Source organism: Nocardia sp. NPDC003999, from assembly GCF_053604885.1.
On the sequence record NZ_JBSGIB010000013.1, the window covers coordinates 84743 to 110014 of the forward strand.

Annotated in this window: 25 protein-coding genes, 1 tRNA gene and 1 other RNA gene; 12 read left to right on the forward strand and 15 right to left on the reverse strand. The window is 67.0% G+C overall.

The window, feature by feature from the left end; translation table 11 throughout:
* The first annotated feature begins 156 nt into the window (after positions 1-156).
* Positions 157-1788, forward strand: coding sequence for a DUF2207 family protein (locus tag ACWESM_RS24020; RefSeq protein WP_397280801.1), 1632 nt, complete (start codon positions 157-159; stop codon positions 1786-1788).
* Positions 1789-1850: 62 nt separating this feature from the next.
* Here the strand turns inward: ACWESM_RS24020 and ACWESM_RS24025 are convergent, their stop codons facing one another.
* The 3 genes from ACWESM_RS24025 to ACWESM_RS24035 all read right to left on the reverse strand — a co-directional run bounded on the left by ACWESM_RS24025 (position 1851) and on the right by ACWESM_RS24035 (position 4880).
* Complete coding sequence (locus tag ACWESM_RS24025) at positions 1851-3125, reverse strand: ROK family transcriptional regulator (protein ID WP_356963410.1); 1275 nt, start codon at positions 3123-3125, stop codon at positions 1851-1853.
* Between the two features lie 343 nt (positions 3126-3468).
* A complete protein-coding gene (locus tag ACWESM_RS24030; protein ID WP_397280797.1) occupies positions 3469-4179 on the reverse strand; it encodes a hypothetical protein in 711 nt (236 codons plus the stop codon).
* Between the two features lie 125 nt (positions 4180-4304).
* Positions 4305-4880, reverse strand: coding sequence for an HhH-GPD-type base excision DNA repair protein (locus ACWESM_RS24035; protein WP_356963408.1), 576 nt, complete (start codon positions 4878-4880; stop codon positions 4305-4307).
* 173 nt (positions 4881-5053) lie between these two features.
* On the opposite strand from ACWESM_RS24035, the gene ACWESM_RS24040 reads away from it, so the two are divergent.
* Positions 5054-5860, forward strand: coding sequence for a methyltransferase domain-containing protein (locus tag ACWESM_RS24040; protein WP_397280865.1), 807 nt, complete (start codon positions 5054-5056; stop codon positions 5858-5860).
* A gap of 8 nt (positions 5861-5868) precedes the next feature.
* Positions 5869-6309, forward strand: a complete 441-nt coding sequence (locus ACWESM_RS24045; RefSeq protein ID WP_364435954.1) for an SRPBCC family protein — start codon at positions 5869-5871, stop codon at positions 6307-6309.
* A gap of 228 nt (positions 6310-6537) precedes the next feature.
* Here ACWESM_RS24045 and ACWESM_RS24050 read toward each other — a convergent pair whose 3' ends face one another.
* Both ACWESM_RS24050 and ffs read right to left on the reverse strand, forming a co-directional pair.
* Positions 6538-7827 carry an aminotransferase class I/II-fold pyridoxal phosphate-dependent enzyme gene (locus tag ACWESM_RS24050; RefSeq protein ID WP_397280795.1) on the reverse strand — a complete coding sequence of 430 codons (1290 nt, stop codon included), beginning with the start codon at positions 7825-7827 and terminating at the stop codon, positions 6538-6540.
* Between the two features lie 214 nt (positions 7828-8041).
* Positions 8042-8136, reverse strand: an RNA gene (gene ffs, locus ACWESM_RS24055) — signal recognition particle sRNA small type.
* Between the two features lie 128 nt (positions 8137-8264).
* Here ffs and ACWESM_RS24060 point away from each other — a divergent pair.
* Positions 8265-8349 (forward strand) — tRNA-Ser (locus ACWESM_RS24060).
* A 230-nt stretch (positions 8350-8579) separates the two neighbouring features.
* On the opposite strand, the gene ACWESM_RS24065 is transcribed toward ACWESM_RS24060, so the two are convergent.
* Positions 8580-8864 (reverse strand): hypothetical protein, encoded by a 285-nt coding sequence (locus ACWESM_RS24065; protein ID WP_452493747.1) that lies wholly within the window; start codon positions 8862-8864, stop codon positions 8580-8582.
* 66 nt (positions 8865-8930) lie between these two features.
* Between ACWESM_RS24065 and ACWESM_RS24070 the strand changes: the two genes are divergently transcribed.
* The gene (locus tag ACWESM_RS24070; RefSeq protein ID WP_364435963.1) at positions 8931-9089 is read left to right on the forward strand and encodes a hypothetical protein; all 159 of its coding nucleotides are present in this window, start codon (positions 8931-8933) and stop codon (positions 9087-9089) included.
* Positions 9090-9119: 30 nt separating this feature from the next.
* On the forward strand, positions 9120-9827 hold the full coding sequence (locus tag ACWESM_RS24075; RefSeq protein ID WP_397280790.1) for a hypothetical protein: 708 nt from the start codon (positions 9120-9122) through the stop codon (positions 9825-9827).
* 12 nt (positions 9828-9839) lie between these two features.
* Here ACWESM_RS24075 and ACWESM_RS24080 read toward each other — a convergent pair whose 3' ends face one another.
* Positions 9840-11330 carry a wax ester/triacylglycerol synthase domain-containing protein gene (locus ACWESM_RS24080; RefSeq protein ID WP_452493797.1) on the reverse strand — a complete coding sequence of 497 codons (1491 nt, stop codon included), beginning with the start codon at positions 11328-11330 and terminating at the stop codon, positions 9840-9842.
* A gap of 174 nt (positions 11331-11504) precedes the next feature.
* Between ACWESM_RS24080 and qcrB the strand changes: the two genes are divergently transcribed.
* Positions 11505-13145: a cytochrome bc1 complex cytochrome b subunit gene (qcrB, locus tag ACWESM_RS24085; protein WP_356963396.1), complete on the forward strand. Its 1641-nt coding sequence runs from the start codon at positions 11505-11507 to the stop codon at positions 13143-13145.
* 96 nt (positions 13146-13241) lie between these two features.
* Here the strand turns inward: qcrB and ACWESM_RS24090 are convergent, their stop codons facing one another.
* Positions 13242-13451, reverse strand: coding sequence for a DUF397 domain-containing protein (locus ACWESM_RS24090; protein WP_356963395.1), 210 nt, complete (start codon positions 13449-13451; stop codon positions 13242-13244).
* Positions 13452-13874: 423 nt separating this feature from the next.
* Between ACWESM_RS24090 and ACWESM_RS24095 the strand changes: the two genes are divergently transcribed.
* Genes ACWESM_RS24095 through ACWESM_RS24105 form a run of 3 tightly spaced genes read left to right on the forward strand, consistent with a single transcriptional unit; the run spans position 13875 to position 16076 of the window.
* Complete coding sequence (locus ACWESM_RS24095; protein WP_452493749.1) at positions 13875-14357, forward strand: DUF309 domain-containing protein; 483 nt, start codon at positions 13875-13877, stop codon at positions 14355-14357.
* A 56-nt stretch (positions 14358-14413) separates the two neighbouring features.
* The gene (gluQRS, locus tag ACWESM_RS24100; RefSeq protein WP_452493751.1) at positions 14414-15331 is read left to right on the forward strand and encodes a tRNA glutamyl-Q(34) synthetase GluQRS; all 918 of its coding nucleotides are present in this window, start codon (positions 14414-14416) and stop codon (positions 15329-15331) included.
* Positions 15332-15377: 46 nt separating this feature from the next.
* Positions 15378-16076, forward strand: coding sequence for an RDD family protein (locus ACWESM_RS24105; RefSeq protein WP_452493752.1), 699 nt, complete (start codon positions 15378-15380; stop codon positions 16074-16076).
* A 75-nt stretch (positions 16077-16151) separates the two neighbouring features.
* On the opposite strand, the gene ACWESM_RS24110 is transcribed toward ACWESM_RS24105, so the two are convergent.
* The gene (locus ACWESM_RS24110) at positions 16152-16670 is read right to left on the reverse strand and encodes a DUF4190 domain-containing protein (protein ID WP_356963390.1); all 519 of its coding nucleotides are present in this window, start codon (positions 16668-16670) and stop codon (positions 16152-16154) included.
* 29 nt (positions 16671-16699) lie between these two features.
* Between ACWESM_RS24110 and ACWESM_RS24115 the strand changes: the two genes are divergently transcribed.
* The gene (locus tag ACWESM_RS24115) at positions 16700-17479 is read left to right on the forward strand and encodes a queuosine precursor transporter (RefSeq protein WP_356963389.1); all 780 of its coding nucleotides are present in this window, start codon (positions 16700-16702) and stop codon (positions 17477-17479) included.
* Positions 17480-17541: 62 nt separating this feature from the next.
* Here the strand turns inward: ACWESM_RS24115 and tgt are convergent, their stop codons facing one another.
* Together tgt and ACWESM_RS24125 are read right to left on the reverse strand one after the other, a co-directional pair.
* Entirely contained in the window at positions 17542-18801 is a 1260-nt protein-coding gene (tgt, locus tag ACWESM_RS24120) for a tRNA guanosine(34) transglycosylase Tgt (RefSeq protein ID WP_452493754.1), read from the reverse strand.
* Between the two features lie 70 nt (positions 18802-18871).
* Positions 18872-19339, reverse strand: a complete 468-nt coding sequence (locus ACWESM_RS24125) for a MarR family winged helix-turn-helix transcriptional regulator (RefSeq protein WP_356963387.1) — start codon at positions 19337-19339, stop codon at positions 18872-18874.
* Positions 19340-19401: 62 nt separating this feature from the next.
* Between ACWESM_RS24125 and ACWESM_RS24130 the strand changes: the two genes are divergently transcribed.
* On the forward strand, positions 19402-19908 hold the full coding sequence (locus ACWESM_RS24130) for an SgcJ/EcaC family oxidoreductase (RefSeq protein ID WP_452493756.1): 507 nt from the start codon (positions 19402-19404) through the stop codon (positions 19906-19908).
* Between the two features lie 326 nt (positions 19909-20234).
* Here ACWESM_RS24130 and ACWESM_RS24135 read toward each other — a convergent pair whose 3' ends face one another.
* The 4 genes from ACWESM_RS24135 to ACWESM_RS24150 form a co-directional block, all read right to left on the reverse strand.
* A complete protein-coding gene (locus ACWESM_RS24135) occupies positions 20235-22139 on the reverse strand; it encodes an ABC transporter ATP-binding protein (RefSeq protein WP_355073006.1) in 1905 nt (634 codons plus the stop codon).
* Entirely contained in the window at positions 22136-23869 is a 1734-nt protein-coding gene (locus tag ACWESM_RS24140; RefSeq protein WP_356963385.1) for an ABC transporter ATP-binding protein, read from the reverse strand. The genes ACWESM_RS24135 and ACWESM_RS24140 overlap by 4 nt, the downstream gene beginning before the upstream one ends.
* An 87-nt stretch (positions 23870-23956) precedes the next feature.
* Positions 23957-24460, reverse strand: coding sequence for an RrF2 family transcriptional regulator (locus tag ACWESM_RS24145; RefSeq protein WP_364437504.1), 504 nt, complete (start codon positions 24458-24460; stop codon positions 23957-23959).
* 36 nt (positions 24461-24496) lie between these two features.
* Positions 24497-25090: a TetR/AcrR family transcriptional regulator gene (locus ACWESM_RS24150; RefSeq protein WP_355073012.1), complete on the reverse strand. Its 594-nt coding sequence runs from the start codon at positions 25088-25090 to the stop codon at positions 24497-24499.
* Positions 25091-25272: the final 182 nt, after the last annotated feature.

A 25272-nucleotide genomic window follows, 5' to 3' on the forward strand; every position in this document is an offset into this window, starting at 1 on the left:
GGCGCACCGTAGCCGGGCGGCGGAGGAACCGGACGCCCCCTGTGCGGGACCGGTCCGTGTCCGTACGGTGGTTGTGTCACGCCCCCGTACCCCCTCGTCTCAGTGATCGCCGACAGCCGCTGACGCAGAATAGCAAGCTGTCTAAAGTAGGCAGCCATGCTGACTTTTCGGGGGGCCGCCCTAGGCGCGCTGCTTCTCGCCATCGCGGCAATGTTCGCGGCGGCCCCGGTCGCCCAAGCCCAGCCCGCACCCGACGGCGTGACCATCACCGCCGATCTGAAGCTGAATCGCGAGGGTGTCCTCGAGGTCGTCGAACAGATTTCGGTGCCGACGGACGGATCGTTCCGGATGTCGCTTCCACTGCGGCTGAAGGTGAGCGACGACGCCGAGCGCGTCTTTCGGGTCACCGATGTGAACACCGAAGGCCCTGGCACCGCGACGGTCGCGAACGACCAGTTCACCATCGAGGCGCGGCCGGGCAAGTCCACCTTCCAGTACTCCGTGCAGAACACCGTCAGTGACGCGCCGGGCACCCAGGTGTTCCATTGGCTCGGCGTGCTGGGCGCCGACATCGCGTCCATCAGCGCCTCGCTGATCAGCCCGAGCTTCGAAATGGGCATCGTGGACTGCAAACTCGGCCCGCCCGGCAACACCCGCCCGTGCGCCGACGTCAAGATCGAGTCCGACGGCGTCCTCTTTCTCGAGCAAACCGACCTGCACAAGGGCGACGCGATCGACCTGACGCTGCAATTGCCGCCCGGCACCGTGCCGAGCAACGCCGACGTGCGCGGCGGCGGCGACGCGGGCCCCTTCGCGATCACCGCCCCGGTGCTCGTGGCGTTCGGTGTCCTGCTGCTCGCGCTGGCGATCCTGGTCGTCTTCGTGCTGCGCGCCCGCCGCCAGGACGCGACGGTGGGCGGCGGCACGGAGACGATCGACCCGCTGCTGCGCGAAGGCGATCGAGTGCAGTTCACCTCACCCGAGGGCGCGCTGCCCGGCGAGGCCGGCCTGCTGCTGGACGGGTATGTCGATCCGGTAGACATCGCCGCCACGGTGGTGGATCTCGCGGTGCGCCGGTACATCCGGATCACGCCGCTCAGCGACAGCGACTGGCGGATCACCCGGGTGAATACGCCCGACGATCAGCTGCGCGACTACGAGAAGGCCGTCTACCAGGCACTGCTGCCCGGTGGCGCCGACGCCGTGACACTGGGTGAGCTGCGCGCGCCGGGGCGGATGACCTCCGGTCCGGTTCGCGCCGCACTGATCGCCGACGCCGTCGCCCGCGGCAACTTCCTCGATCGCCGACGTCCCGGCATCGCGGTGTGGCTCGGTGGGGCACTGGTGGTCGCGGGTATCGCGGTGACCGTAGCGCTCGCGCTCACCTCGGGGCACGCCTTGGTCGGTGTCGCCATCGCGCTCGGCGGTGGCGCGACTCTGCTCTCCCCGAAGTACCTGCCGGTGCGGACGACCCGGGGGCTGGAACTCGCCCGGCAGATCCGCGCGCTCCAGCGCGGCCTGGAGACCACGCGGCGCGAACATATCCCGCCGATCGACCAGGAGACCGTGTTCTCTCGCGCCCTGCCGTTCACGGTGCTCGGTGCGCGGGCCGACAATTGGATCCGGGCCTTCCGCGACCTCGATCCGTCGGCCGACGCGCAACCGGGCCTCTACTGGTTCGGCGGCTTCGAACGCGACCGCAACTTGCAACGCTTCGCAAGCCACTTCCCGTTCTTCATCACGGCGTTGGAAGGCTTGTTCGCGACCGCGGGCGACCCGCATCGGTAAACGCCCCACACGCACGAAAAGGGCGACCGGACAGCACGTCCGGTCGCCCTTCGTCGTATTGCTCAGTCGGTCAACGCGGTTCGCCGGACTGCGGCCAGCGGATCGGCGTAGAGGACGCTCAGCGAGGTCACCACGGCGGCGTATTCCTGTACCTTGCCGCCGAATCCGCTGATGCGAATATCGGTGGGCGGCAGCGTCGAACCCTGGTTGAACGCACGCGCCACATGCGCTACCGCCGGGCGATAGCCGGTGAAGGCCTGGCCACCGAGGATCACCCGATCAGGGTTGAGCATGTCGCGCACCATCGCCACGGTGTGGCCGAGGATGGTGGCCCGCTCGGCGAGCAGCTCGCGCGCGGATTCCGAACCTGCCTCCGCCGCGCGATACAGATCCGCGATGGTCGAGCCCGCGGTTCCGTTGTGCGCCGGGATGATGCCGCGACCGACGGCCCTGGAGTGCAGCGACCGATCACCGACGGTCACCTCCAAGCAGCCACGCCGTCCGCAGGTGCATTCGACGTCCGAACCGGTGGGCAGGTGCGCGATTGATCCTGGACCGTTGCTCGGCGTGTGCACGCGACCGTCCAAAGTCACCGCGATACCGGCGGTTTCACGCACGTAGAAATACAGGCTGCTGCCCCGCTCGACGCGGGCCTGGTCTTTGGGCTCACCGGTGGGCAGCAACAGCTCCGAGCCTGCCATCGCCTCGACGTGCGGCGCGACCGAGACGGGCAACTCCAGCACCTCGCCGAGCACCGAACCTACCTGCGCGCCACGCCATTCCAGCTTCGGGTGGTCGACGACGCCGGTCAGCGGGTCGACTCGGCCACCGATCGCGACACCGGCCCACAGCGCTTTGCGCCGGTGCCAGCGCTGCAGGAACGCTTTGGCGCTGCGGGCGACGGTGGTGGTGGCGAATTCCTGGCCGGTCTGCGGCGTCGCGATGGCCAAGCCGCCGAGGATGCGGCCGCGCAGATCGGCGGCGACGATCTTGGTGACCGCGGCGCCGATGTGGATGCCGATGGTCAGGTAGGCGTCGTGATCGATTTCGAAGGGGACGCGGGGGCGTCCGACCGCACCCGAGGCCGTCAGGTCGGGACGTTCCCGCAGCAGGCCGGCCGCGAGTAGTGCGGAGACCTGGCGGTTGACCGTGGCGATGCTCAAACCCGTTGTGCGCGCGGCATTGTCGCGGGAGACGGGGCCACCGGTCGCGGAGCGCAGCACCGCGGCCGCCGGATTGTCGCCGATGCGGAGTTCAGGGGCGACAACCGGGCGCTGGACGCGGGCACGGCTGCCCGCAACCCTGGAGACGGATCGTTCAAGGGTGGGAAGGGACATTGTGCAGATCCTTGCTGAAGTCCCGTAATCGAACGGGACATGCCTACATGGGCGGCGAGGCAGCAAACGAGCAGGAAAAACAGCTCAGCTGCAGCAAGAGAGGCGACACAGTTCGCGTGTCAACGGCAGCCGCAGACCCAACGCGGCGGTCACGTAAGTGACGCGCAGGAGGTTCCATCGGCCGGCAGACATGTCATTAAAATTAACACCGATTTGCCCGACGCACCAACCCTCGACGCGCCGCTGTGTGCACACGCACATTGTTTCCCCAGGTCGCGAGCACGCGAAAAAGACCCCGCTCACCCGGAAGACGGGCAGAGCGGAGTCTTTTCACGCGGAAGGATTACTTCGGTGCGACGAACGGCTGATTGATCGTCGTGAAGTACTGGATCGCGGCGCCGATGGCGACCGGGGCGGTGATCAGGATCTGACCCGCGAGGGTGCCGAGCGCGCCGACGGCGATGATGCCGCCGAGGCAGCCGATGGCCGCCGCCGGGATGAACGCGCCGAACAGGCCGACGATCGCGGCGGAGGCGACGGTCGCGCCCGCGATGCCGCCGAGCACGCAACCGATGGCGCCGCCCGCCAGGCCGCCGACGAGCGTGCCGATGGTCGCACCGGCGGCGATCGTGCTGGTCAGACGGGTCCAAGCGGCGACCTCACGGTCGTACTCGGTCTTCCACGGCGCCTTGTCCTCGTACGGCAGAGCGACCGGCTTGTAGACCGCGTGTTCCCGGTCGAACACCGGCGTCAGCGTCGCGGTGCGACCGGAAATGGCTGCGGCGATCGGGAATTCGAAGTCGTCGAGCTGAAACCGCAGCGGCTGCGCGGCGAGCACGGTACCGTTGGAGGCCTTCACCTCGAGCACCTCGTTCTCGACCACCAGCGAGCCCGCGTCGATTTCGATGATCGACTGGGTATCGGTCGCGTGCGCGGTGAAATTGATTGCGCTTTCCGCGTTTTCTTCTGCCGGGGCGGCACCGGACGTACCAGCGGCCACTCCGGTCGCAATGGTCACCAGCGCCGCCACCACGGCGAGCTTCCTCATCCTCATGTCCTGCAATCCCTCATCTCAGGTGGAGCCGTACCAGCCAAAAGCATCGGGCACCGACTCTGCGATAACGAGGAAAAAACGCAGGGCGATTTCAAATAGGCAACCGGGGAGTTACGGTCACCGGACTACTTCGCTTTGGCTGCCGCTTTCGCCTGCTTCTTGAATTCCCTTACCTGCGCGAGGGATTCGGCGTCGGTAACGTCGGCAACCGAACGGCGCGAGCCCTCGTCGCCGTACGCGCCCGCCGCCGCGCGCCAGCCTTCCGGCCGCACGCCACGTTGCTTGCCCAGCAGGGCCAGGAAGATTTTCGCCTTCTGCTCGCCGTAGCCGGGGAGGTCCCGCAGGCGGCGCAGCACCTCCTTGCCGTCCGGGTCTCCCGCGGTCCAGATGTTCTCGGCCTTGCCGTCGTAGTGCTCGATGACGTAGCGAGCCAGCTCCTGGGCGCGCCGGGCCATGGACCGCCCGTAGCGGTGGATCGCGGGCGGGGTCGCGGCGAGATCCTCGAACTCCTGCGGATCGGCCTCGGCGATGCGCTGGATGTCGAAGCCGCCCATCCGGTCGGCGATCTTCTTCGGGCCGCGGAAGGCGTGCTCCATCGGATATTGCTGGTCCAGCAGCATGCCGAGCAGCGTGGCGAAATGGTCCTCGGTCAGTAGCCGATCCGCCTCGGCGTCCTGCGCCAGGCACAGCGTGCGCGTCACTGTCCCGCCTCTCCGTCTATTCGGGCAGTACCAGACTAGTCATCGACCATAGTGACCCACCTCACATCCCCTACGCGCGGGTAGATGACCTGCCGCGTAGGCTCCAGGCCATGCCTCAGACGACGGCGACACCGACCAAGACGACGGCAACGGCCAGGGATGGACACGGGCCCATGAACACCTACGCATTGCGCCCCGATCGGTTCGACCGAGCGGGTCAGGATCAGCTCGTCGACGTGCGCGACCTACAGGCCGCGCTGCCCGGTATCCGCCGCTTGCGCACCTGGGCGCACGAAGCGCTCGCGCTGCGGCCGGGCGAACACGCCGTGGACATCGGCTCCGGCACCGGGTCGGAGGTCATCACCTTCGCCGAAGCGGTCGGCCCGAACGGCAGCGCGGTCGGCGTCGAGCCGGACCCGCAGCTGCTCGCCTCCGCCGAGCGCCGTGCCGCTCAGGCCGGCTCGACGGCCAAATTCCACTCGGGGGATGCCTACGGCGTGCCGTTCGGCGCGGACTGCTTCGACGCCGTTCTGTGCGAGCGCGTCTTCCAGCACCTCACCGCCCCCGCCCGCGCGGCCAACGAGATCGCCCGCGTGCTGCGTCCCGGCGGACGCGTGGTCGTGGTGGACAGCGATTGGGGCACGGCGATCGTGCACCCCGGTGACCGGCGGGTTGTCCGCGAGGTGATCGACACACTCGTGTCGGCGACCACCAATCCGCTGTCGGGCCGTCGCCTGCCCGGCCTGCTCACCAAGGCGGGCCTGGTGGTCGACGACATCGGCTCGGAGGCCCTGGTGCAGGACCGCAGCGTGGGCGCGGGCTCGCTGATCACCAGGATCTCGGCGATGGCGGTCGCGCGCGGCGCGATCACCGAAACGGAACGCGATCAACTGCTCGCCGACCTCGACGCGGGCGCCGCCAACGGCGACATCCATCTCTCGGTGACGATGTTCGCCGTCCTCGCGCACAAACCGCGCTGACCCGGCCGATGGCCGTCGACGTGCTGACCGACGTCGTGATCAACCGATCGCGCGAACTGGTCGCCGCGTATTCGGCCGATCCGGGGCACGCTCCGGCCTGGTACTCGCGCATCCACAGCGTCACGTGGGAAACGGAGCCGCCGCTGCGCGTGGGCTCGCGGATGACGTTCGTCGCCCACTTTCTCGGCGGCAGGCTCACCTATACCTACGAGGTGGCCGACTACGCGCCCGGCCTGCGGCTGGTGATGCGTGCCGTGACAGGTCCGTTTCCGATGGAGACCACCTACACCTGGGCCGATACGTCCGAAGGCGGTACCCGCATGACGCTGCGCAACCAGGGCGAGCCGAGGGGCCTGCGAAGGCTGGCCGCGCCCGTGCTGGAAGCAGCGATCCGGCGGGCGAATCGCGCGGACCTGGCGAGGCTGAAGGAACTGCTGGAGACCGGGTAAGCGTCGGGCCTCGGTCAGGGTCCCGTTCGCGGCGCGGTTTCCGTCAGTGCTGCCAGCTGTGCGCGCGTCGCAGCACGGCTCGAAGCGGGCTCTTCGGCAGCGCAGCCAGCCGTCCCGCCTCGATCGGAACACTGTCTCCTTCGTTTCGGCCGCGCCTCCGGCGTTCGATACAGACGGGAACGCCCGGCACGAAATCCATGCCGGGCGATCAACCGTCGGGGTCTGCTCCTACTTGCCGAGCAGCCTCTCGGTGGCCGCCAGCAGCACGCACGTGGCCAGCCCGTCCATCGCCTTCTCCAGCTCGGGCAGCTTCGGGAAGCTCGGCGCGATCCGGATGTTCTTGTCCTCCGGATCGTTCCGGTACGGGAAGGCCGAACCGGCCGCGGTGAGCGCGATGCCCGCCTCCTTGGCGAGGGCGATCACCCGCGCCGCGGTGCCCTCGAGCACGTCGAGGCTGATGAAGTAGCCGCCCTTGGGCTCGGTCCAGGAGGCCACCTTGGAGGCGCCGAGGCGGTCCTCGAGGATCTTCAGCACCAGGGCGAACTTCGGCTCCAGGATGGCGCGGTGCTTCTGCATGTGCGCGCGCACGCCGTCGGCATCGCGGAAGAAGCGCAGGTGGCGCAGCTGGTTGATCTTGTCCGGGCCGATGCTCTTCTTCGAGGCGTGGCTCAGATACCAGTCCAGGTTCGCGGTGGAACCGCCGATGAAGCTCACGCCCGCGCCCGCGAAGGTGATCTTCGAGGTGGAAGCGAACACCAACGGGCGGTTCGGATTTCCGGCGGCGGCGGCCAGCCCGAGCACGTCGATCACCGGGGCCGCGGTGTCGGTGAGCGGGTGCACCGCATACGCGTTGTCCCAGAACAACCGGAAGTCGGGCGCTGCGGCGGGCATCGAAACGAGTTCGCGGACAACCTCTTCGGAGAAGACGACGCCGGTCGGGTTGGAGTAGTTCGGCACCGCCCACAGACCCTTGATCCGCGGATCGCTCGCCAGCAGCTCGGCGATGGCGTGGGTGTCCGGGCCGTCGTGGCGCATCGGGATCGGGATCATCTCGAAGCCGAGCGCCTCGGTGATCGCGAAGTGCCGGTCATAACCGGGGGCGGGGCACAGGAACTTCAGCGTGTCCTCGGCGGCCCAGCGGCGCTCGGAATCATTCGTGCCGTACAGCATCGCGTAAGTGATCACGTCGTGCATCAGCTCGAGGCTGGCGTTGTTGCCCGCGAGCAGGTTGTCCACCGGGATGCCGAGCAGCTCGCCGAAGATCGCGCGCAGTTCCGGGAGACCGTGCAGGCCACCGTAGTTGCGGCAGTCGGTGCCGGTGCCGTCACGGAAATCGCCGTCGCCGGGCAGGCGCAGCAGTTCGGCGGACAGGTCGAGTTGCTCCGGCGAAGGTTTCCCCCGGGTCAGGTCCAGCGTGAGCTTCTCGGTCTTGAGCGTCGCGTAGTTCGCGGTCTGGGTGTCGTGCTCGAGCACGAGCTCCTCATGGCTCATCAAACCGATCTGCGTTTGCCGGGGCATCCTGGGCAGCCTTTCAAGCAGCGAGGGGACGATGGGTTTGGCCGGACCGATGTGCGGCGGCGACCGAACAGTTGTCCGCGCAGACGCACGTGCACCCGCGGACGGTGTTCACGTTACCCGTGCAGCGGCCGGAATTGGAGGCGTTATCCGAGGGCGGGATGCAGAGGCGAAACCGAACCGCGCCCGCACCGGCCGGGCACCGCACGAGGCCAATGAAAGGGGACCCCGCGCACCCGGCAGAGCCCGTTGACCCTTGCTGCCTTCCGGCCCTGGGGGGATTCACAGGATGCGCGCCGCGCGGGATCCGTCGGCCAGTGTAGCGCCTCCGGCCCGCAAACCCATCTTCCGGGTCCACCACCCCCGATCCACCAGGCACTTCCCCCACGTCACCCCACCTATTTGGCGACCGGCCGGGGGCTACCGGTATGCTGCTCCACGGAGGATTCGCCTAGTGGCCTATGGCGCTCGCCTGGAACGCGGGTTGGGTTAACGCCCTCAGGGGTTCAAATCCCCTATCCTCCGCTGAAGAAAGGCCTGGTCAGGACGGTTTTACTCCGTTCTGACCAGGTCTTTTCTCATCGGTGGCCGAACGCATCGAAGAGATGTCGGCTCGGTCGTAGCGCCGCTGGAGGGTGACCCGGCGGGCAGATGCCGACTCCGTGACCTGCGTCGGTCAGCCTGTCCGACGAATAACGCGCCCCCACCTCCATTGATTCGGGCGCGGGCCGAATCGCTGTATCCGGTGTGCCGGCCTACTTCTCCAGATTCTCCAACATCCACGTGCCGAGGGCGTACATGTCGTCGGCGGGGATGGTGCGCGTGTGGTGCAGGGGCGGGGTTATCCAGCGGAACCGATGCCACCCAGTGGCCGGACGGATAACCCAACCGCCGTACTCGCGGTGAGGATGCCACTGGCCCTCACCGGTATAGCCGGGCTCGCGGGATTCACGCCGGAACCAGGCGTGCATGTGGCGGCGCAACAGAAACCAGCGAGTGGACCATGTCGGAGGGCCGCTAGTGATAACGAGCAGCTTCATCGGAGTGAACCTAGCACTGGAGGATGGCGGGCACGGTTTCTTCGCGCCGGCCATACTGCGTTGCAAGTGGTCGAGCAAACCGCGTCCGACCGTGTCGCGAAGAAGCTGGCGGGGGTGTACAACCGCACCGGGCAGTTCGTGACGGTGGGCGCGGTGGTCGAGCTCGCGCGTGAACGTGGTGTGCCGGTCGATGTCGTGTGGCCGAACGGCGCCGCACGGGACTGACACCGGTCGAGCTTTCAGATTCCCCTCGGGTTGCCGGACGAGCCCAGTTCGTCCGATCTGGGCTGTGCGACTGCCCATTCCGGTGGAATGATCTTCTCCGTGACTCAGTGGCTCCCGCTCTTCGGTTCTCTCATCGTTGCCATTGCGGCATTGGTCGGCGTGCTGGTCAACAACCGCACGAACCGTGCGGCGCTCACCGCCGCGGACGAGCGGAACCGGGTCACCTTGGACGCGGCGCAGCGCAATGTGGAGTCGACCAACGCGGCGGCCGAGCGGCGCGAGCACGACAAGTGGCGGCGGGAATCGGTGCTGACCGCGGTCTCGTCCGTGCTGTCCATCTCGAGCGACGTCCGCCAGCAGTTGCTGCATTGCGAACTCTGGGAGGCCGACGAGCTCGATGAGATCGATACGGAGATCCGGCAGATCATCACCGGCTCGCGAGGCTACATCAGCAACCTGCGCGTCGTGTCGCATCGCAAGATCCCCAATCGCTGCGAGGACCTGATGCGCACGCTCACCGCGGCGCTCAACATCAGTTTGCAGCGCCGCCGGATCGAATTCGACGGCGAGGCCACCGCCGAAGAGATCACCGAGATCCAGGCGCTGTGGTCGCGGGCGATCGAGAACACCGTCGAGGAGGAGCGCTCGGTCATCAACGCAACCCGGCTCGAACTGGATATCAAGATCTCCGCCGAAGTGCACCAGGCCGCGCCGCAGCCGGCCCTCGCCCGTTCTTGACCGGCGGGCTCGTCACACCGATGGCGACGCCGGAGCGGAGTCGACCCGCGTGAGGTGCGCTTCGAGCAGCGCGGCACGCAGGTGGGCGGCGTAGGCGTCGAGGTCGGGCAGCACCGCCGGGTCGGCGTGCAGCGAGATGGTGACGGTGTCGCCGAGTCCGTGCACGCCGTGGGTGAGATGCATGACGGAACCGAGGGCCGGGAACCCGGCCGTGAACCGTACCGCGCCGCCACCGAACGAAAGATCGGCTGGACCACGGTCGACACTCGAGACGACGGTGTGGCCCGCGATCGAGTCGGGCACGGCGTCGAGGGGGTAGCGATCCACGTCGCGGCGCAGCAGCGGGGCCGGCATGGCCGCGGTGACCCGGCCCTGCGCGGACAGCAGCGGGTGCTGTGCGCGGACGCGCCGGTCGGCGAGCGCCGCGGCGATCTTGTCGGCGCGCAGGCGCAGATCGGGCTCGTCGATGAACAGGTCGACGCCGAGACCGCGATAGTTGTTGCGTGCGCGGCCGGCTTCGGGAAGCGCCATCGGCACCTGCGCACCGAGCCGCTCCACCGGCTCGCCCACCTCGGCCAGGTAGCGGGCGAGCGCCAGCGACACCGCGGTCAAGACGACCACCGTGACGGTGCGGCCGGGCACCCGCAGGTCGGCGGAGGGGAACACCAGCATTCGAGCTTCGTGCCGCGAGATGCCTTGCGGTGAAGACCGATTCAGCACACTCGGCGGGAAACCGGCTGCGGGTGGCGGCACTTCACCCGATTCGGTCAGTTCCGCGAGCCGCCGCTGCGCCCGAAATGCCTGGTAGCCGCGCACCGCCGTCGCCGCCACCCGGACCGGCGTGCGCAGCACACCTACCGCCGAGTCGACCAGCACCCCGGCCGCCGACACCGCGTCACCGATCGTCCGCGCCCGTGCCGTGACCTCCGGCCACCGCGCGAGGGTCTCCAGCCGCGATCCGGGCGCGGTCCTGGCGTCCGCCGCCGAACCCGCCGCTCCGGGCGCCGCCGACGTCATCCGGCTTCCGTCTTCGACCGCGGGAGTCTCCGAGAACAGCGCACGCGCGATCGCTGAGGACCGCCGCCCATCGGCCAGGGCATGGGACATCTGGAGCACCGCCACCAGCGCGGGCTCGCCGCCCAGCCCCGGCGCGTCGGCGATGGCACGGAACACGTGCAGCCGCCACGGGTGCACGGCGGCATCGACTCCGGTGCCGAGCAGATCGCCGAGGACCTCCAGCAAGCACGACCAACTGCGCTCCGGCAGTTCGTGTTCCACGAATTGCTCGGCGCCGAATTCGCATCGGGTCCACATCGGGTAATCGATGTCCGCGGGCAGTTCGCGCAGCCGGACCCCAAGGTCGTCGATCCGCGCGCTCCGTTCGGCGACGGCGGCGCGCAGTTCAACCGTGGGCAGTCCACGATCGGCGAAGCAATACAACAGAAAAAGGTCGTTGCGCGTACGTTCGGACAACCAATACATCGTCGCGTCCTGCGGTGCCATCGCGCTCACAGGTAAAACGATATCGACTCGGGCCGGATCGCCTCCGGCGGGCGGGAGCAATGTGAATGATCTTGTTCCACAATTCCGTCCGGAAAATCCCATCGATTCCGCCACGCAGCTCTGCTACCGTCTGTAGTAGGAACGGATACCACTCACCCAGGCGGGGTGTCGGCCATGGCTATAGATCTAGCTCGCAGAATCGCCAACCAAGCCGATGAGGCGGACGAGCGATATAAGGCCGCCGCGTTCGTCAAGCGGTCGATCAACAAGGTGTTCCCCACGCATTGGTCGTTCCTGCTCGGCGAGATCGCGCTCTACAGCTTCATCATCCTGCTGCTGTCGGGCGTCTACCTGACACTGTTCTTCGACCCGTCCATGACGGAGGTCGTCTACAACGGCTCCTACCAGCCGATGCGCGGCGTGACCATGTCCCGGGCGTACGAGACGGCGCTGAATCTGTCCTTCGAGGTTCGTGGCGGCCTGTTCGTGCGGCAGGTGCATCACTGGGCGGCGCTGCTGTTCGCGACCTCGATCATCGTGCACCTGTTCCGTATCTTCTTCACCGGCGCGTTCCGCAAGCCGCGTGAGGCGAACTGGGTGCTCGGTTCACTGCTGCTGATCCTGGCGATGTTCGAGGGCTTCTTCGGTTACTCGCTGCCCGACGACCTGCTCTCGGGCACCGGCCTGCGGGCCGCGTTCTCCGGTATCACGATCTCGATCCCGATCATCGGCACCTGGCTGCACTGGCTGATGTTCGGCGGCGACTTCCCCGGCGACATCATCATTCCGCGGCTCTACGTCGCGCACGTGCTGCTGTTCCCCGGCATCATCCTGGCGTTGATCGCCGCGCACGTGGCGCTGGTGTGGTACCAGAAGCACACCCAGTTCCCCGGCCCAGGTCGCACGGAGAACAACGTGGTCGGCGCCCGGATCGTGCCGGTGTTCGCCGCCGACCAAGGCGCGTACTTCGCCTTCACCCTCGGCATCGTGGGCCTGCTCGGCGGCATCTTCCAGATCAATCCGATCTGGAACCTGGGTCCGTACAACCCGTCGCAGGTGTCGGCGGGTTCGCAGCCGGACTTCTACATGATGTGGACCGACGGCATGGCGCGATTGATGCCGCCGTGGGAGCTGTACCTGGGCCGTTACACCGTGCCCGCCGTCTTCTGGGTCGCCGTGATCATGGGGCTGGTCTTCGTCGTCCTCATCGCCTATCCCTGGATCGAGAAGCGGCTCACCGGCGACATCGGCGCGCACCACAACCTGCTGCAACGTCCCCGCGACGTGCCCGTTCGCACGGCCATCGGCGCGATGGCCATCGCGTTCTACACGGTGCTCACGCTGTCGTGCGTCAACGACATCATCGCGTACAAGTTCCACATCTCGCTCAACGCGACGACCTGGGCCGGACGCATCGGCCTGCTGCTCGCGCCCCCGATCGCCTATTTCCTGGCCTACCGCATCTGCATCGGCCTGCAGCGCAGCGACCGGGCCGTGCTCGACCACGGGGTGGAGACCGGCGTGCTCGTGCGCCTGCCGCACGGCGAGTACATAGAGGTCCACCAGCCGCTCGGCCCGGTGGACAAGCATGGCCACCCGGTTCCGCTGGAGTACCAGGGCGCGCCCGTGCCGAAGAAGATGAGCAAGCTGGGCGCGGCGGGCAAGCCGGGCACCGGCAGCTTCCTGCGCGCGGATCCGCGGGACGAGAGCGCGAAGCACTTCGAGATCGAGCACGAAGAGGAACGCAAGCAACTCGCGGTGCTGCGCAAGGTTCAGGAACGGGCGAACGGCGACGGAAACGGTTCCGCCCACTGAACATTCGGCACCCGACCCGCCCGGAAAACCGCGAAGGCCCCGAGTCCGATACGACCCGGGGCCCGCTTTGCCTTGTTCAGGCGATTCCGGAGCAGTTCAGCCGCACCGGAATGCTCCCGTCGAGACCCCCACTAGGAATGCATCCCACTCACCCGGCGCAAACGCCAAGACCGGACCACGTCCACTGGCTTTGGTGTCACGAACCGCGACACGGCCGTCGACGAGAAAAGCTACTTCCACACACGCTCCATCCGGACCGCTGTATGTGCTCTTGCGCCATACAGCGCCCGTCCAACCAACCTCCACGGTACTAGCTCCTTTGCTGCGTCGAGAGCGAGATTTCTCCTGACATCGTTCCAGCTAGCAGCGGTATCCGACTGGAAAGCCGAATCCCGTGGTGCACCTTTTGCCGGAGCCCACTTTCCCGGTGCGTCGATATCGCACATCGAGTTCGAGAGGAAATTAACCTCGCGCGGGGCCCGTCCCCGCGCGGTAACACTAGCAGGTCCTTCGAAAGTTTGCCCGGCTCTTGCCTATTCAATCATCGCAACCACACACGTTTGCGAAGCAGCAGGGTTGCGGGAACATTGCCGACCCTAGGTATTCATTCCAAACACTGGCGTACCACAATGTTTTTAACGGATGTGATTGCTCTGTTATCGGCCGACAATTCCCCTCCGGCCGAGGGCAGCGTCGACGGCGGCACAGCGGCCGTGCATGATGGAACCTATGGCCGAACGCGATCGAGACGACGCAGGTCGCGCCCGTAATGCCCGTCCGCGCGACCGCCTCGGGCGTCCGCTGCCTCCCGGCAGTACCGGAGTTGCCCGAATTCCGGATGATCTCGATCTTCCGCCCCAGCAAACCTTGACCTTCGCCCAGCAACTGCTGGACGAGGGACTCGCATTCAATGCACACGAGGTTTTAGAGGCCGCATGGAAGAACGGATCGTTCGCCGAGCGGATGCTGTGGCAGGCGCTCGCGCAGTTCGCTGTCGGTCTGACGCACATACAGCGCGGAAATCCCAAAGGGGCGCGTACACTGCTCGCCCGCGCAGTGTCGCGGATGACGGCATACCGACCGGAGAGCGGGCAGGCGCCCTACGATATCGACCTACCCGGATTGATCGCCCACGCCGAAGCTCTGCTCGCGACGCTGGAAGCGGGCGGCGAACCGGCGGACGCCGACCTGCGGCCGCGTCTGCGCGGCTGATCGCCTCGCTTCTACCATGGCCGGGGTGCGCTTCTCATCGTCCATTAGACGAGCCCGTGCCTGAGCCGGGTGCGGGCCGGTATGCGCCGAGCCCGTCCGGGGACCTGCATCTCGGCAATCTCCGCACCGCACTGCTTGCCTGGGCATTCGCTCGTTCCACCGGCCGCCGCTTCCTGCTCCGGATCGATGACCTGGATCGAGTGCGGCCCGGTGCGGAGCAGCGGCAGCTCGACGATCTCGCCGCGATCGGCGTGGATTGGGACGGGCCCGTGGTACGACAGTCCGATCGGTTGCCGCAGTACGAGGCGGCCATCGAACGCCTCACCGCCGCCGGGCTCACCTACGAATGCTTCTGCACGCGAAGGGAGATACAGAAAGCAGCGACGGCGCCGCACGGACCGATGGGCGCCTATCCCGGAACCTGCCGCACCCTGATTCCCTTGGAGCGCGAGCGGTTGCGCGCGCAGGGCCGCACGGCCGCACTCCGGCTGCGCGCCACGGCCACCGAGTTCGAGGTGTACGACGAGTTGCACGGTCGCTACCGGGGCCCGGTCGACGACGTGGTGCTACGGCGCGGTGACGGCATCCCCGCCTACAACCTCGCCGTCGTGGTGGACGACGCGGCGCAGGGCGTCGACCAAGTGGTTCGCGGCGACGACCTGCTGCCATCGACCCCGCGACAGGCATACCTCGCGACGCTGCTCGATCTGCCTGTACCGCACTATGCCCACGTGCCGCTGGTGCTCAATTCGGAGGGGCGGCGGCTGGCGAAACGGGATGGGGCGGTGACACTCCGCGAACGATTGGCGCTCGGCAACACGCCGGAGGAAGTAGTCTCGGCACTGGCCGCTTCGCTCGGCTTCACCGCGACATCGTCGTCCGAGCTACTCGAGCGTTTCGACACCCGGCGGCTACCCCGTGAACCGTCGGTATTCGACGTGGACGGGTTGTTGCGAAGCAGCCCATGTCCGTAACGTACGCATCGTCCAACTACTGATCAATCGACGAGGACAAACAACTATGACAAGCGGTGGGTACGACCCCAACCAGTATCCGCAGGGCGGGCAGCCGTACGGCCAGCCGTACCCCCAGGGGGGCGACCAGTACGGCCAGCAGCAGCCGCAATACGGGCAACAGCCCCAGTACGGCCAACAGCAGCCGCAATACGGGCAACAGCCCCAGTACGGCCAACAGCAGCCGCAATACGGACAGCAGCCGCAGTACGGACAGCAGCCCCAGTACGGGCAGGAGCCGCTCGGCCAGTACCCGCAGCAGCCCGGTTTCAACAGCTACGGCGGTCAGCCGGGTGACCTCGGCACTCGTATCGGCGCGCGTGTCATCGACGCGCTCATCCTCTACATCCCTTACATCATCCTGTACACCCTGGTCAACAACTCGCTGGGCCTGACCATCGGTCTCAGCGTGGTGTGGACTTTGGTCCAGCTCGGCTACTTCGTCGGCATGGAGACCTCGCAGGGCACCACGCTCGGTAAGAAGATCCTCGGTCTGAAGGTGCTCGCTCCAGGCGGCGCCGCGAAGATCGACCCGGCTACGTCGTTGAAGCGCAACATCTTCGTCGCGGCCAACATCATCCCGTGCCTCGGCGGCCTCATCTCGCTGATTATGGCGATCTACATCATGGTCACCATCTCGCAGGACCCGAACAAGCAGGGCTGGCACGACAAGTTCGCCGGCGGCACCCAGGTCGTGAAGGCCTGATCCGCCGCGGCGGCACGAACAAACAGGGGCGCACCCAATCGGGTGCGCCCCTGTTGCTTTCGAAGAACCGCGCCGCTACGCGCTGGTCGTCCCCGCGATGATCACGACGACGAACCACAGGATGGCGAGCACGATGGCGCCGACGCCGATCCAGATGCCCGCGAGCGCCATACCGCGGCCCTCCTGGCCGTTCTGCTTGATCTGGTTCAACGCGATCACGCCGAGGATGATGCCGACGATCGAGCCGAGCCCGCAGGTGACGAACCCGACCAGCGACGAGATCAGCGCACCGATCGCCATGCCGTTGGTGCCCTGCGCCGGGACTCCGTAGGGCTGGTACGGAGTCTGGTAGCCGTATTGCGGCTGCGGATACGGCTGCGCGGGCTGCTGGTAGGAGGGGTACTGCGGCTGCGGAGGCGGCGTCATCGGCTGCGAAGGCGGCTGCACCGGGTACTGCGGCGCCGACGGGTAGCCCGACGGCTGCTGCTCCGGGCTCGGGTATTGCGGGACCGAATTCTGTCCACCGGACTCCGGCGACACGCCTTGGCCACCGTACTGCTTCCACCACTCGTCGGAGTCCCCGGGATTCGTCATTGCTACAGCGTATTCCACAACCTGGTTGGATGATGCGGGTGAGTGAGTCGAAAACCACACAAGAGCACGGCGGGCCTGGACGCCCCGCGGACCACGCGGCATTTGCCCAGGTAGCGCGGGGGTACTACGCACCGATCGTGGCCCTTTTCACGGCAACCCTGATCATTTCCAACATCTGCGCCACCAAGGGGGTGGAGTTCTTCGGCGACCGATCGGTGTCGCTGGGGCCGCTGCAAATCCTTCCGATCGCCACCGACGGCGCATTCTTCCTGTTCCCGCTGGCCTACATCCTCGGCGACGTGCTGAGCGAGGTGTACGGCTTCCGCGCCACCCGGAGGGCCATCTACTACGGCTTCGCTGCCCTGCTGCTGACGGTCGTGTGCTTCGCCATCGCGATCCGGCTGCCCGCCGCGAGCTTCTACGACAACCAAGAGGCGTTCCGCACCGTCCTCGGGACGACGCCTCGGCTCGTCATCGCGGGCCTGGCCGGGTACTTCGTCGGCCAGCTGCTGAATTCCGCGACGTTGGTGCTGATCAAGGAGCGGACGAAGGAAAAGTACCTGTGGGCCAGGCTGATCGGATCGACCATCGTCGGCGAGTTCGCCGACACGCTGATCTTCTGCTCGATCGCCGCGGGCGCCATCGGCATCGATACCTGGCAGCAGTTCATCAACTATGTGATCGTCGGCTTCATCTGGAAGACCCTCTGCGAGGTGTTCGTGCTCCCGATCACCTACCGAGTGATCGCGTTGCTCAAGAAGCACGAACCGAGCTACTCGCCGACCGAAGTGGATCCGCTGCACACCTGACGAAATTCCCGGCAGACCCGAGAGGGCGCGGGCCACGAGAGACGATCGAAGACTTCGCGGAGTTACCGATCCACTTCGTGCCCCGCGCCCTTCTTACTTCTCCAGCGGCCCAGTGTCTGCGCCTTGTGTTCATCGAAGTAACCGCCCTCGATGCTCTCGCGGATCCGGTCGACCAGGCGAATCGTGAACCGCTCGTTGTGAATCGTGCACAGCGTGGCGGCGAGCATCTCCTTGGCCTTGAACAGGTGATGGAGGTAGGCGCGCGTGTAGTTGGCGCAGGTGTAGCAGTCGCAGTTCTCATCGATCGGGGTGAAGTCGCGACGAAAGCGGCTGGTGTTGATGTTGAACCGGCCGGTGTCGACGTAGATCGCGGCGTTGCGGGCGACCCGGGACGGATTCACGCAGTCGAAGGTGTCCGCGCCGTTCTCGATGGCGGTGAAGATGTCCTCCGGCTCGCTGATGCCCAGCATGTGGCGCGGTTTGTCCTCGGGCAACTCGTCACAGCACCACCCGACGATGGCGCCCAGATTGTGCTTCTCCAGCGCGCCGCCGATGCCGTAACCGTCGAATCCCGTTCCCGCGTTTCCGCGAATCGACTCGAGTCCGCGGCATGCCTTTCGGCGCAGGTCCTCGTACTGCGCGCCTTGGATGACGGCGAACAGCGCTTGATACGGCCGGTGTGTGCGCGCGGCGGTCAGCCGCTCGTGCTCATCGATGCAGCGCTGCGCCCACTCGTGGGTGCGCTGCACCGATTGTTCCTGATAGGCGCGGGTGTTCAGCAGCGTGGTGAGTTCGTCGAACGCGAACATGATGTCGGCGCCGAGCTCGTGCTGGATGTTCATCGACACCTCGGGCGTGAAGCGGTGCACCGAACCGTCGAGGTGGGAGCGGAACGTGACACCGTCGTCGTCCACGGTGGCCAGCCGCTCTTTGCCGGGTGCGATCACGTCGTCGCTGCGTACGTCGACCGCTTCCATCGCGAGCACCTTCTTGAACCCGACGCCCAGTGACATCACCTGGAACCCGCCGCTGTCGGTGAAGGTCGGCCCCGGCCAGTTCATGAACGCGCCGAGCCCGCCCGCCTCGTCCACGATGTCGGCGCCCGGCTGCAAGTAGAGGTGGTAGGCGTTCGCCAGCAGCGCTTGGGCGCCGAGTTCCCGCATGGTCTCCGGCAGGACCGCCTTGACTGTCGCCTTGGTTCCCACCGGGATGAAGGCGGGCGTGGCGATCGGCCCGTGCGGCGTGGCGATCACACCGGACCGGCCGTGCCGCCCGTCCAGGCGCGTACCGACGGTGAAGGAGAAGGATTCGGGACCGGACACCCCGCTATCCTCGCAGTTCGGCAGACGCCGCCCGAACCAGGCCACCGCTCGCCCCGGCCCTCGGCCCCGGTCAGTCGGATTCACCGAGACGCGACACTCGCTCGGTCTGCTCCTGGTGCACGCGCAGTGCGGTGCGCAGGAAGTCGAGCGCGATGTGCAGCTCGTCGGTGTCGAACCGAGTGAGAGCGTCGGCCCCCGCCATGCCGACGGGTTCGAAGATCTCTCGCGCCACCTCCTCGGCCCGCGCGGTGCCTTCCACCAGTATCCGCCGCCGATTGCCGGGATCTTGTGCGCGCGAGACGAATCCGGCCCGCGCCAATCGGTCGACGACGGTGGTGGTGGCAGCGGGACTCAGTCGCAGCGCGACGCTGAGCTCCCCCGCCGCCAGCGGCCCACGGCCGAGCACGATGTCCAGGCAGCGCAGGTCGGTGCGATTCAATCCCAGACGCACCGCCGCGGCCTCGTCGAAGGCGTCGAAACTCTGCTGCAGCAGCCGCAACTCCTGCGCGATCGCACCGATCAATTCATCTTTCGACATTCGAAACTTTCGCCTATCGTACATTTCGATGTCCGAATCTTAGCATCGAAAGGCACGCTCCCATGAACACGACACTCGACCAGCGCCGCGCCGACGACCTGGCCCTGCGCGACCTGTTCGACAACCTCATGCAGACCTGGACCGATAACGACGCCGCCGCCTACGCTGCGCTGTTCACCGAGGACTCCGACTACGTCTCCTACGACGGCACCCGAGCCATGGGCCGCAGCGAGCATCAGGCCAACCACGCCAAGCTCTTCCGCGGCGTCCTGGCCGGTTCGGCACTGGTAGGCGATCTCGAGTCGATCCGCTTCGTCACCCCCGACGCGGCGATCCTGCACGGCACGGCATCGGTCCTGATGCCCTGGCGTTCCCGGCTGCCCGAACGCCGCCTGTCCCGCCAGACACTGGTGACCGTCCGCACCGACCAGGGCTGGAAGATCACCGCGCTGCACAACGGCCGCGTCCGCCCGGTACGCATCCCCGAACCGGATTCCTTCCCGTCGCGAATGTCCCAGCTCATGGCCCGCCTGGCGCGACGCCTCGGTTTCGGCAACAAGCGATCGTAAGAGCCGGTTCACGAACCAGGCCGCTCAGCGCCGCGCTGGAAATCACCAACCGCACCGCGCGGGCGCGACCCCCACAACAATCCTCGGACGCCCAACCGACAGCCGGCCACTGCGAATCGCATGCACCGAAGTAGCGGACTCGAACGCCGACGCGCCCAGCGCACCGCAACCATGTCTTTCGAGCGCAGCGAGACCGAGCATCCGCCGTTCGCGGCCCGGCTCGCGTCCGAGTGACCGCCGCGTAGGCGACGAAGGAGCAAGCGGCGGTCGCTCGGACGCGAGCCATAAAGGGGCCGCGAACACGCCGCGCCGAAGGCGCGGCCAAACTACACAGCGCCTGCGAACTGGGCGTTGTACAGGCGGTAGTACGCCCCGCGCTCGTCGAGCAAGCGTTCGTGCGAGCCGTGTTCCACGATTCGGCCCGCTTCCATGACGACGATCAGGTCGGCGTCGCGGATGGTGGACAGGCGGTGGGCGATGACGAAACTGGTCCGGTCGCGGCGCAGGGCGGCGGTGGCGTGCTGCACGAGCAGTTCGGTGCGGGTGTCCACCGAGCTGGTCGCCTCGTCCAGGATGAGGATGGACGGTTTGGCGAGGAACGCGCGCGCGATGGTGATCAGCTGTTTCTCGCCGGCGCTGACGCCGGAGCCCTCCTCGTCGATGATCGTGTCGTAGCCGTCGGGCAGCGCGTGCACGAAGCGGTCGACATAGGCGGCGCGCGCCGCGGCGAGGATCTCCTCTTCGCTCGCGTTCGGGTTGCCGTAGGCGATGTTCTCCCGGATGGTGCCCTTGAACAGCCAGGTGTCCTGCAACACCATGCCGATGCGCGAGCGCAGGTTGTCGCGGGTGATCTCGGTGATGTCGACGTCGTCGATGGTGATGGTGCCGGCGTCCAGTTCGTAGAACCGCATGAGCAAGTTCACCAGCGTGGTCTTGCCCGCGCCGGTGGGGCCGACGATCGCGACCACGTGCCCGGGCTCCGCCACCAGCGACAGCCGCTCGATCACCGGCTTGTCGGGTTCGTACCGGAACGAGACGGCCTCGAACTCCACCCGGCCGCGGTCGACCGGGCGCGCGTCGGCCATCACCGGGTCCGGGCTCTGCTCCTCGGCGTCCAGGATCTCGAAGATCCGCTCGGCCGAGGCGACGCCGGACTGCAGCAGGTTGGCCATCGCACCGAGCTGGGTCAGCGGCTGGCTGAACTGGCGGGAGTACTGGATGAACGCCTGCACCTCGCCGAGCGAGAGGCTACCCGTGGCCACCTTCAACCCGCCGACGAGCGCGACCAGCACGAAGTTCACGTTCCCCAGGAACATGATCGAGGGCATGATCAGGCCAGAGATGAATTGCGCTTTGAAGCTCGCCTGATACAGCTGTTCGTTGCGCTCATCGAATGCCTTGCCGACCTCGCGGTTGCGGCCGAACGCGGTGACCACCTCGTGCCCGGTGTACGCCTCCTCGACCTGGGCGTTGACCAGGCCGGTGTACTTCCACTGGTCGACGAAGTGCGGCTTGGACCGTTTCGCGATCTGCGCGGTGACCACGATGGCGGCGGGCACGGTGAGCAAGGCGATCACCGCGAGCTGCCAGGAGATCCAGAACATCATGACCAGGATGCCGAGCACCGAGAACACCGAGATGAGCAGCTGGCTCATGGTCTGTTGCAGGCTCTGCGAGACGTTGTCGACGTCGTTGGTCACCCGGCTGAGCACGTCACCGCGCGGCGCGGAGTCGAAGTAGCGCAACGGAAGTCGGTGGATCTTGTCCTCGACCTCGCTGCGCAGCCGCTTCACGGTCCGGTTGATCACGATGTTGAGCAGGTACCCCTGCAACCACCCGAAGACGGCCGCACCGATGTACAGCGCCAGCACCAAGGCGAGGACCCGCCCGACCGCGCCGAAGTCGACCCCCACCCCTGGCACCACGTCCATGGCGCTGAGCATGTCGGCGAAAGTGTTGTCGCCCTTGGCTCGCAGGGCTTCGATCGCCTGGTCCTTGGAAACGCCGGGCGGCAGCTGTTTGCCGACCACGCCGTCGAAGACCAGGTTGGTCGCCTTGCCGAGAATGTACGGGCCGACGGTGTTCAGCACCACCGAGACGATGACGAGCGCGATGATCAGCGCGACCTGTAACCGCTCCGGCGCGAGCCTGCGCAACAGTCGTTTCAGCGAGGGCACGAACGATTTCGCCTTGGTGCCCGGCGCACCGGGCGTTGGCATTCCGGGTCTCATCGCGCCTCCTCGGCACTCAGTTGCGACTCGACGATCTCCCGGTACTCCGAGCACTCCCGCAGGAGCTGCTCGTGCGTGCCGATGCCCGCTATCGCGCCGTCTTCGAGCACCACGATCTGATCCGCGTCCCGGATGGTCGCGATGCGCTGCGCGACGATGACAACCGAGGCGTCCGCTGTCTCCGGCTTCAGCGCCTCCCGCAGCCTGGCGTCGGTCGCCACGTCCAGCGCGGAGAACGAGTCGTCGAACAGATACACCCTGGGCTTCTTCACCAGCGCTCGGGCGATGGCCAAGCGTTGACGCTGGCCTCCGGAAACGGTGGTGCCGCCCTGCGCGACGGGGGTCTGCAGACCCTCCGGCATCTCGCGGACGAAGTCGGCGGCCTGCGCGATCTCCAGCGCGCGCCACAGCTCCTCGTCGGTGGCGTGCGGATTGCCGTAGCGCAGGTTGCTCGCGACCGTGCCGGAGAAGAGGTACGCCTTCTGCGGCACCAGGCCGATCTGCGAGCGCAACACCTCCAGGTCGATGTGGCGCACGTCGGTGCCGCCGATATAGACCGCGCCGTCGGTGACATCCATCAGCCGGGGTATGAGGTTGATCAGCGTGGTTTTGCCCGCGCCGGTGGACCCGACGATCGCGGTGGTGGTGCCGGGGCGCACCTCGAATCGGATGGCTTTCAGCACCGGCTTCTCCGCGCCGGGGAAGGCGAACTCGGCGAACCGGAAATCCACGACAGCCGGGTCGTCGGTGAACGGCTGCGGCAGGCGCGGCGGGTGCACCGAGGACTCGGTGTCGAGCACTTCACCGATCCGGTCGGCCGACACCGCGGCGCGCGGCGCCATCATGGCCAGGAACGAGGCCATCATCACGGCCATCAGGATCTGCATGATGTAGGACAGCATCGCGGTGAGCGAACCGATCTGCATGTGCCCGGCGTCGATCGCGTGGCCGCCGAACCAGATCACCGCGACCGCGGTGACGTTGCTGATCAGCATGACCGTGGGGAACATCAGCGCCATCAACCGGCCGACCCGCAGCGCGGTGTCGGTGAGTTCGGTGTTGGCCAGGCCGAACCGCCAGGTCTCCTGCCGCTCCCGGACGAAGGCCCGCACCACGCGAATGCCGGTGATCTGCTCGCGCAGTACCCGGTTCACCTCATCGATCCTGGCCTGCATGTCGCGGAAGCCGGGCACCATCTTGGAGATCAGCACGGCCATGGACAGGCCGAGCGCGGGCACCGCGATCAGCAGCAGCCAGGACAGGCCGAGATCCTCGCGCAACGCCATGATGATGCCGCCGACGCACATGATCGGCGCCATCACCAGGATGGTCGCCGACATCACGATGAGCAGCTGAACCTGCTGAATGTCGTTGGTATTGCGGGTGATCAGCGAGGGCGCGCCGAACATGCCCACTTCGCGCGCGGAGAAGGTGCCGACGCGGTGCAGCAGCGCGCCACGCAGATCGCGGCCCGCGCCCATGGCCGCCTGCGCGCCGAGATAGACCGAAGCGGCCGACGCGACGATCTGCACGCCCGTGACCGCGAGCATCCACAAACCGGTGCTCCAGATGTAGCCGAGATCACCTTTGGTGACGCCGTTGTCGATCAGGTCCGCGTTGAGGCTGGGCAGATACAGCATCGCGATCACGGAAATCAGCTGAAGCACAACGACCCCCGCGAGCTGGGTGCGGTAGGGGTACAGATGCGTGCGGAGCAGTTGGGTCAGCATGATGAATCGCAGGCTACCGGCTGTCGGCGCGATACGCCGTGAAGATTTCTGACCTGCATGAATGCTCTCCCGTCGGGGTCTGCGGAGCTAACGGCGCGCCCAGGCGCCTTGGTCTTCGGTGAGCGTTTCGACGAATCCGGGCAGCCGGTTGCTCGCGATGTCGGCGATGGTGACGTTCTCCAGCACCGCGCGAATATTGACCCGCAGCGCGATCCACACCCGCTGCAACGGCTCGGCCGCACCGGCATAGCGGACGTCCTCCGGCCGCGCGCCGCGCACCGACGCGAGCGGGCCCTCGATCGCGCGGATCACGTCGGCGATGGAGATGTCGGCGGCCGGCCTGGCCAGCCAGTAGCCGCCGTCCGGGCCGCGCCTGCTGATCACGAGTTCCGCGCGGCGCAGTTCGCCGAGCACGGACTCGAGCACCTTGGGCGGAATCCGCTGGGCGGTGGCGATCGCTTCGGCCTTGACCACCGGCGCGGCCTGCACAAGGGGTGCGCCGAGTCCGACCGCCGACTGGTCCAGCCGCGGCGCACTGGCGATCTCGAGCAGCGTTCGCACCGCGTAATCGACCTTCGCGGTGATGTGCACAGCAGCGACTCCTGGCGTCGAGGGGATGGCTCGAATCTACGCGGCGCCGCCGCCCGCGAGCACACAGGTCGCGGCGTCCAGCAGTGACGATTCCACCAGCGAGTCGTCCGCACCAGGCACGAGTTCCTTGGACACCAGCGCAACACCGATCACCTCGAGCGCGGCGCAGGCGCGCAGGTGCGCCTCCTCGGTGGCGTCCGGTCCGGCCAGCCACTCGCGCAGCGCCTTGCTGGTGTTCATCAGATCGGGGTAGCGGTCGGCCATGGCGTTGATGATCGCGACCGTGTCGCGCACGACCAGCGCCCCGGCGTCTCGGTGATGGATCAGACCGCGCAGATACGTCCGCAGCACCTGGCGGATGCCTTCGGCATCGTGCGGCACCCGGTCGAGATCGTCCACCACCGAACGCATGAGATCGACGATCGGATCGATGATCGCCAATAGCAGATCGAGCTTCGACGCGTAGTGATAGTAGAGCGACGCCTTTGTGATTCCTACCGCATCCGCGACCTCGCGCAGGCTCGTCTGCTCGAATCCTTTGGCTCCGAACAGCTTTACCGCGGCGTCCCGAATCGCGATTTTAGTGCTTCCACCTGCGGCGACAGCGCCGGGTGCGTCACGCACGGCCATTCGACGATCCTCTCATCACCTTCGCATCGAGCGAAGATCACCCGTAAAATTGAGGTTGTACCTCCGCTTAGCTCCTGGGTAGTCTACCTACCGCACGGTAGGCAGAAAGCGTCAGTGGAGGCGGAGGCAGGCAGGGCACCTCCGCGAGTGCTGTCTACACGCAGAACCAGCACGATCCCAGT

What these genes read in the sequence shown, in the direction of transcription:
- ACWESM_RS24105 (WP_452493752.1), top strand. Translation starts at nt 15,378, where the DNA reads ATGACAAGCGGTGGGTACGACCCCAACCAGTATCCGCAGGGCGGGCAG.
- ACWESM_RS24050 (WP_397280795.1), bottom strand. Translation starts at nt 7,827, where the DNA reads ATGCCCCGGCAAACGCAGATCGGTTTGATGAGCCATGAGGAGCTCGTG.
- ACWESM_RS24115 (WP_356963389.1), top strand. Translation starts at nt 16,700, where the DNA reads ATGATGCGGGTGAGTGAGTCGAAAACCACACAAGAGCACGGCGGGCCT.
- ACWESM_RS24125 (WP_356963387.1), bottom strand. Translation starts at nt 19,339, where the DNA reads ATGTCGAAAGATGAATTGATCGGTGCGATCGCGCAGGAGTTGCGGCTG.
- ACWESM_RS24150 (WP_355073012.1), bottom strand. Translation starts at nt 25,090, where the DNA reads ATGGCCGTGCGTGACGCACCCGGCGCTGTCGCCGCAGGTGGAAGCACT.
- ACWESM_RS24095 (WP_452493749.1), top strand. Translation starts at nt 13,875, where the DNA reads ATGGCCGAACGCGATCGAGACGACGCAGGTCGCGCCCGTAATGCCCGT.
- ACWESM_RS24080 (WP_452493797.1), bottom strand. Translation starts at nt 11,330, where the DNA reads ATGGCACCGCAGGACGCGACGATGTATTGGTTGTCCGAACGTACGCGC.
- ACWESM_RS24030 (WP_397280797.1), bottom strand. Translation starts at nt 4,179, where the DNA reads ATGAGGATGAGGAAGCTCGCCGTGGTGGCGGCGCTGGTGACCATTGCG.
- ACWESM_RS24020 (WP_397280801.1), top strand. Translation starts at nt 157, where the DNA reads ATGCTGACTTTTCGGGGGGCCGCCCTAGGCGCGCTGCTTCTCGCCATC.
- qcrB (WP_356963396.1), top strand. Translation starts at nt 11,505, where the DNA reads ATGGCTATAGATCTAGCTCGCAGAATCGCCAACCAAGCCGATGAGGCG.
- ACWESM_RS24040 (WP_397280865.1), top strand. Translation starts at nt 5,054, where the DNA reads ATGAACACCTACGCATTGCGCCCCGATCGGTTCGACCGAGCGGGTCAG.
- ACWESM_RS24045 (WP_364435954.1), top strand. Translation starts at nt 5,869, where the DNA reads ATGGCCGTCGACGTGCTGACCGACGTCGTGATCAACCGATCGCGCGAA.
- ACWESM_RS24065 (WP_452493747.1), bottom strand. Translation starts at nt 8,864, where the DNA reads ATGAAGCTGCTCGTTATCACTAGCGGCCCTCCGACATGGTCCACTCGC.
- ACWESM_RS24025 (WP_356963410.1), bottom strand. Translation starts at nt 3,125, where the DNA reads ATGTCCCTTCCCACCCTTGAACGATCCGTCTCCAGGGTTGCGGGCAGC.
- ACWESM_RS24130 (WP_452493756.1), top strand. Translation starts at nt 19,402, where the DNA reads ATGAACACGACACTCGACCAGCGCCGCGCCGACGACCTGGCCCTGCGC.
- ACWESM_RS24110 (WP_356963390.1), bottom strand. Translation starts at nt 16,670, where the DNA reads ATGACGAATCCCGGGGACTCCGACGAGTGGTGGAAGCAGTACGGTGGC.
- ACWESM_RS24135 (WP_355073006.1), bottom strand. Translation starts at nt 22,139, where the DNA reads ATGAGACCCGGAATGCCAACGCCCGGTGCGCCGGGCACCAAGGCGAAA.
- ACWESM_RS24140 (WP_356963385.1), bottom strand. Translation starts at nt 23,869, where the DNA reads ATGCTGACCCAACTGCTCCGCACGCATCTGTACCCCTACCGCACCCAG.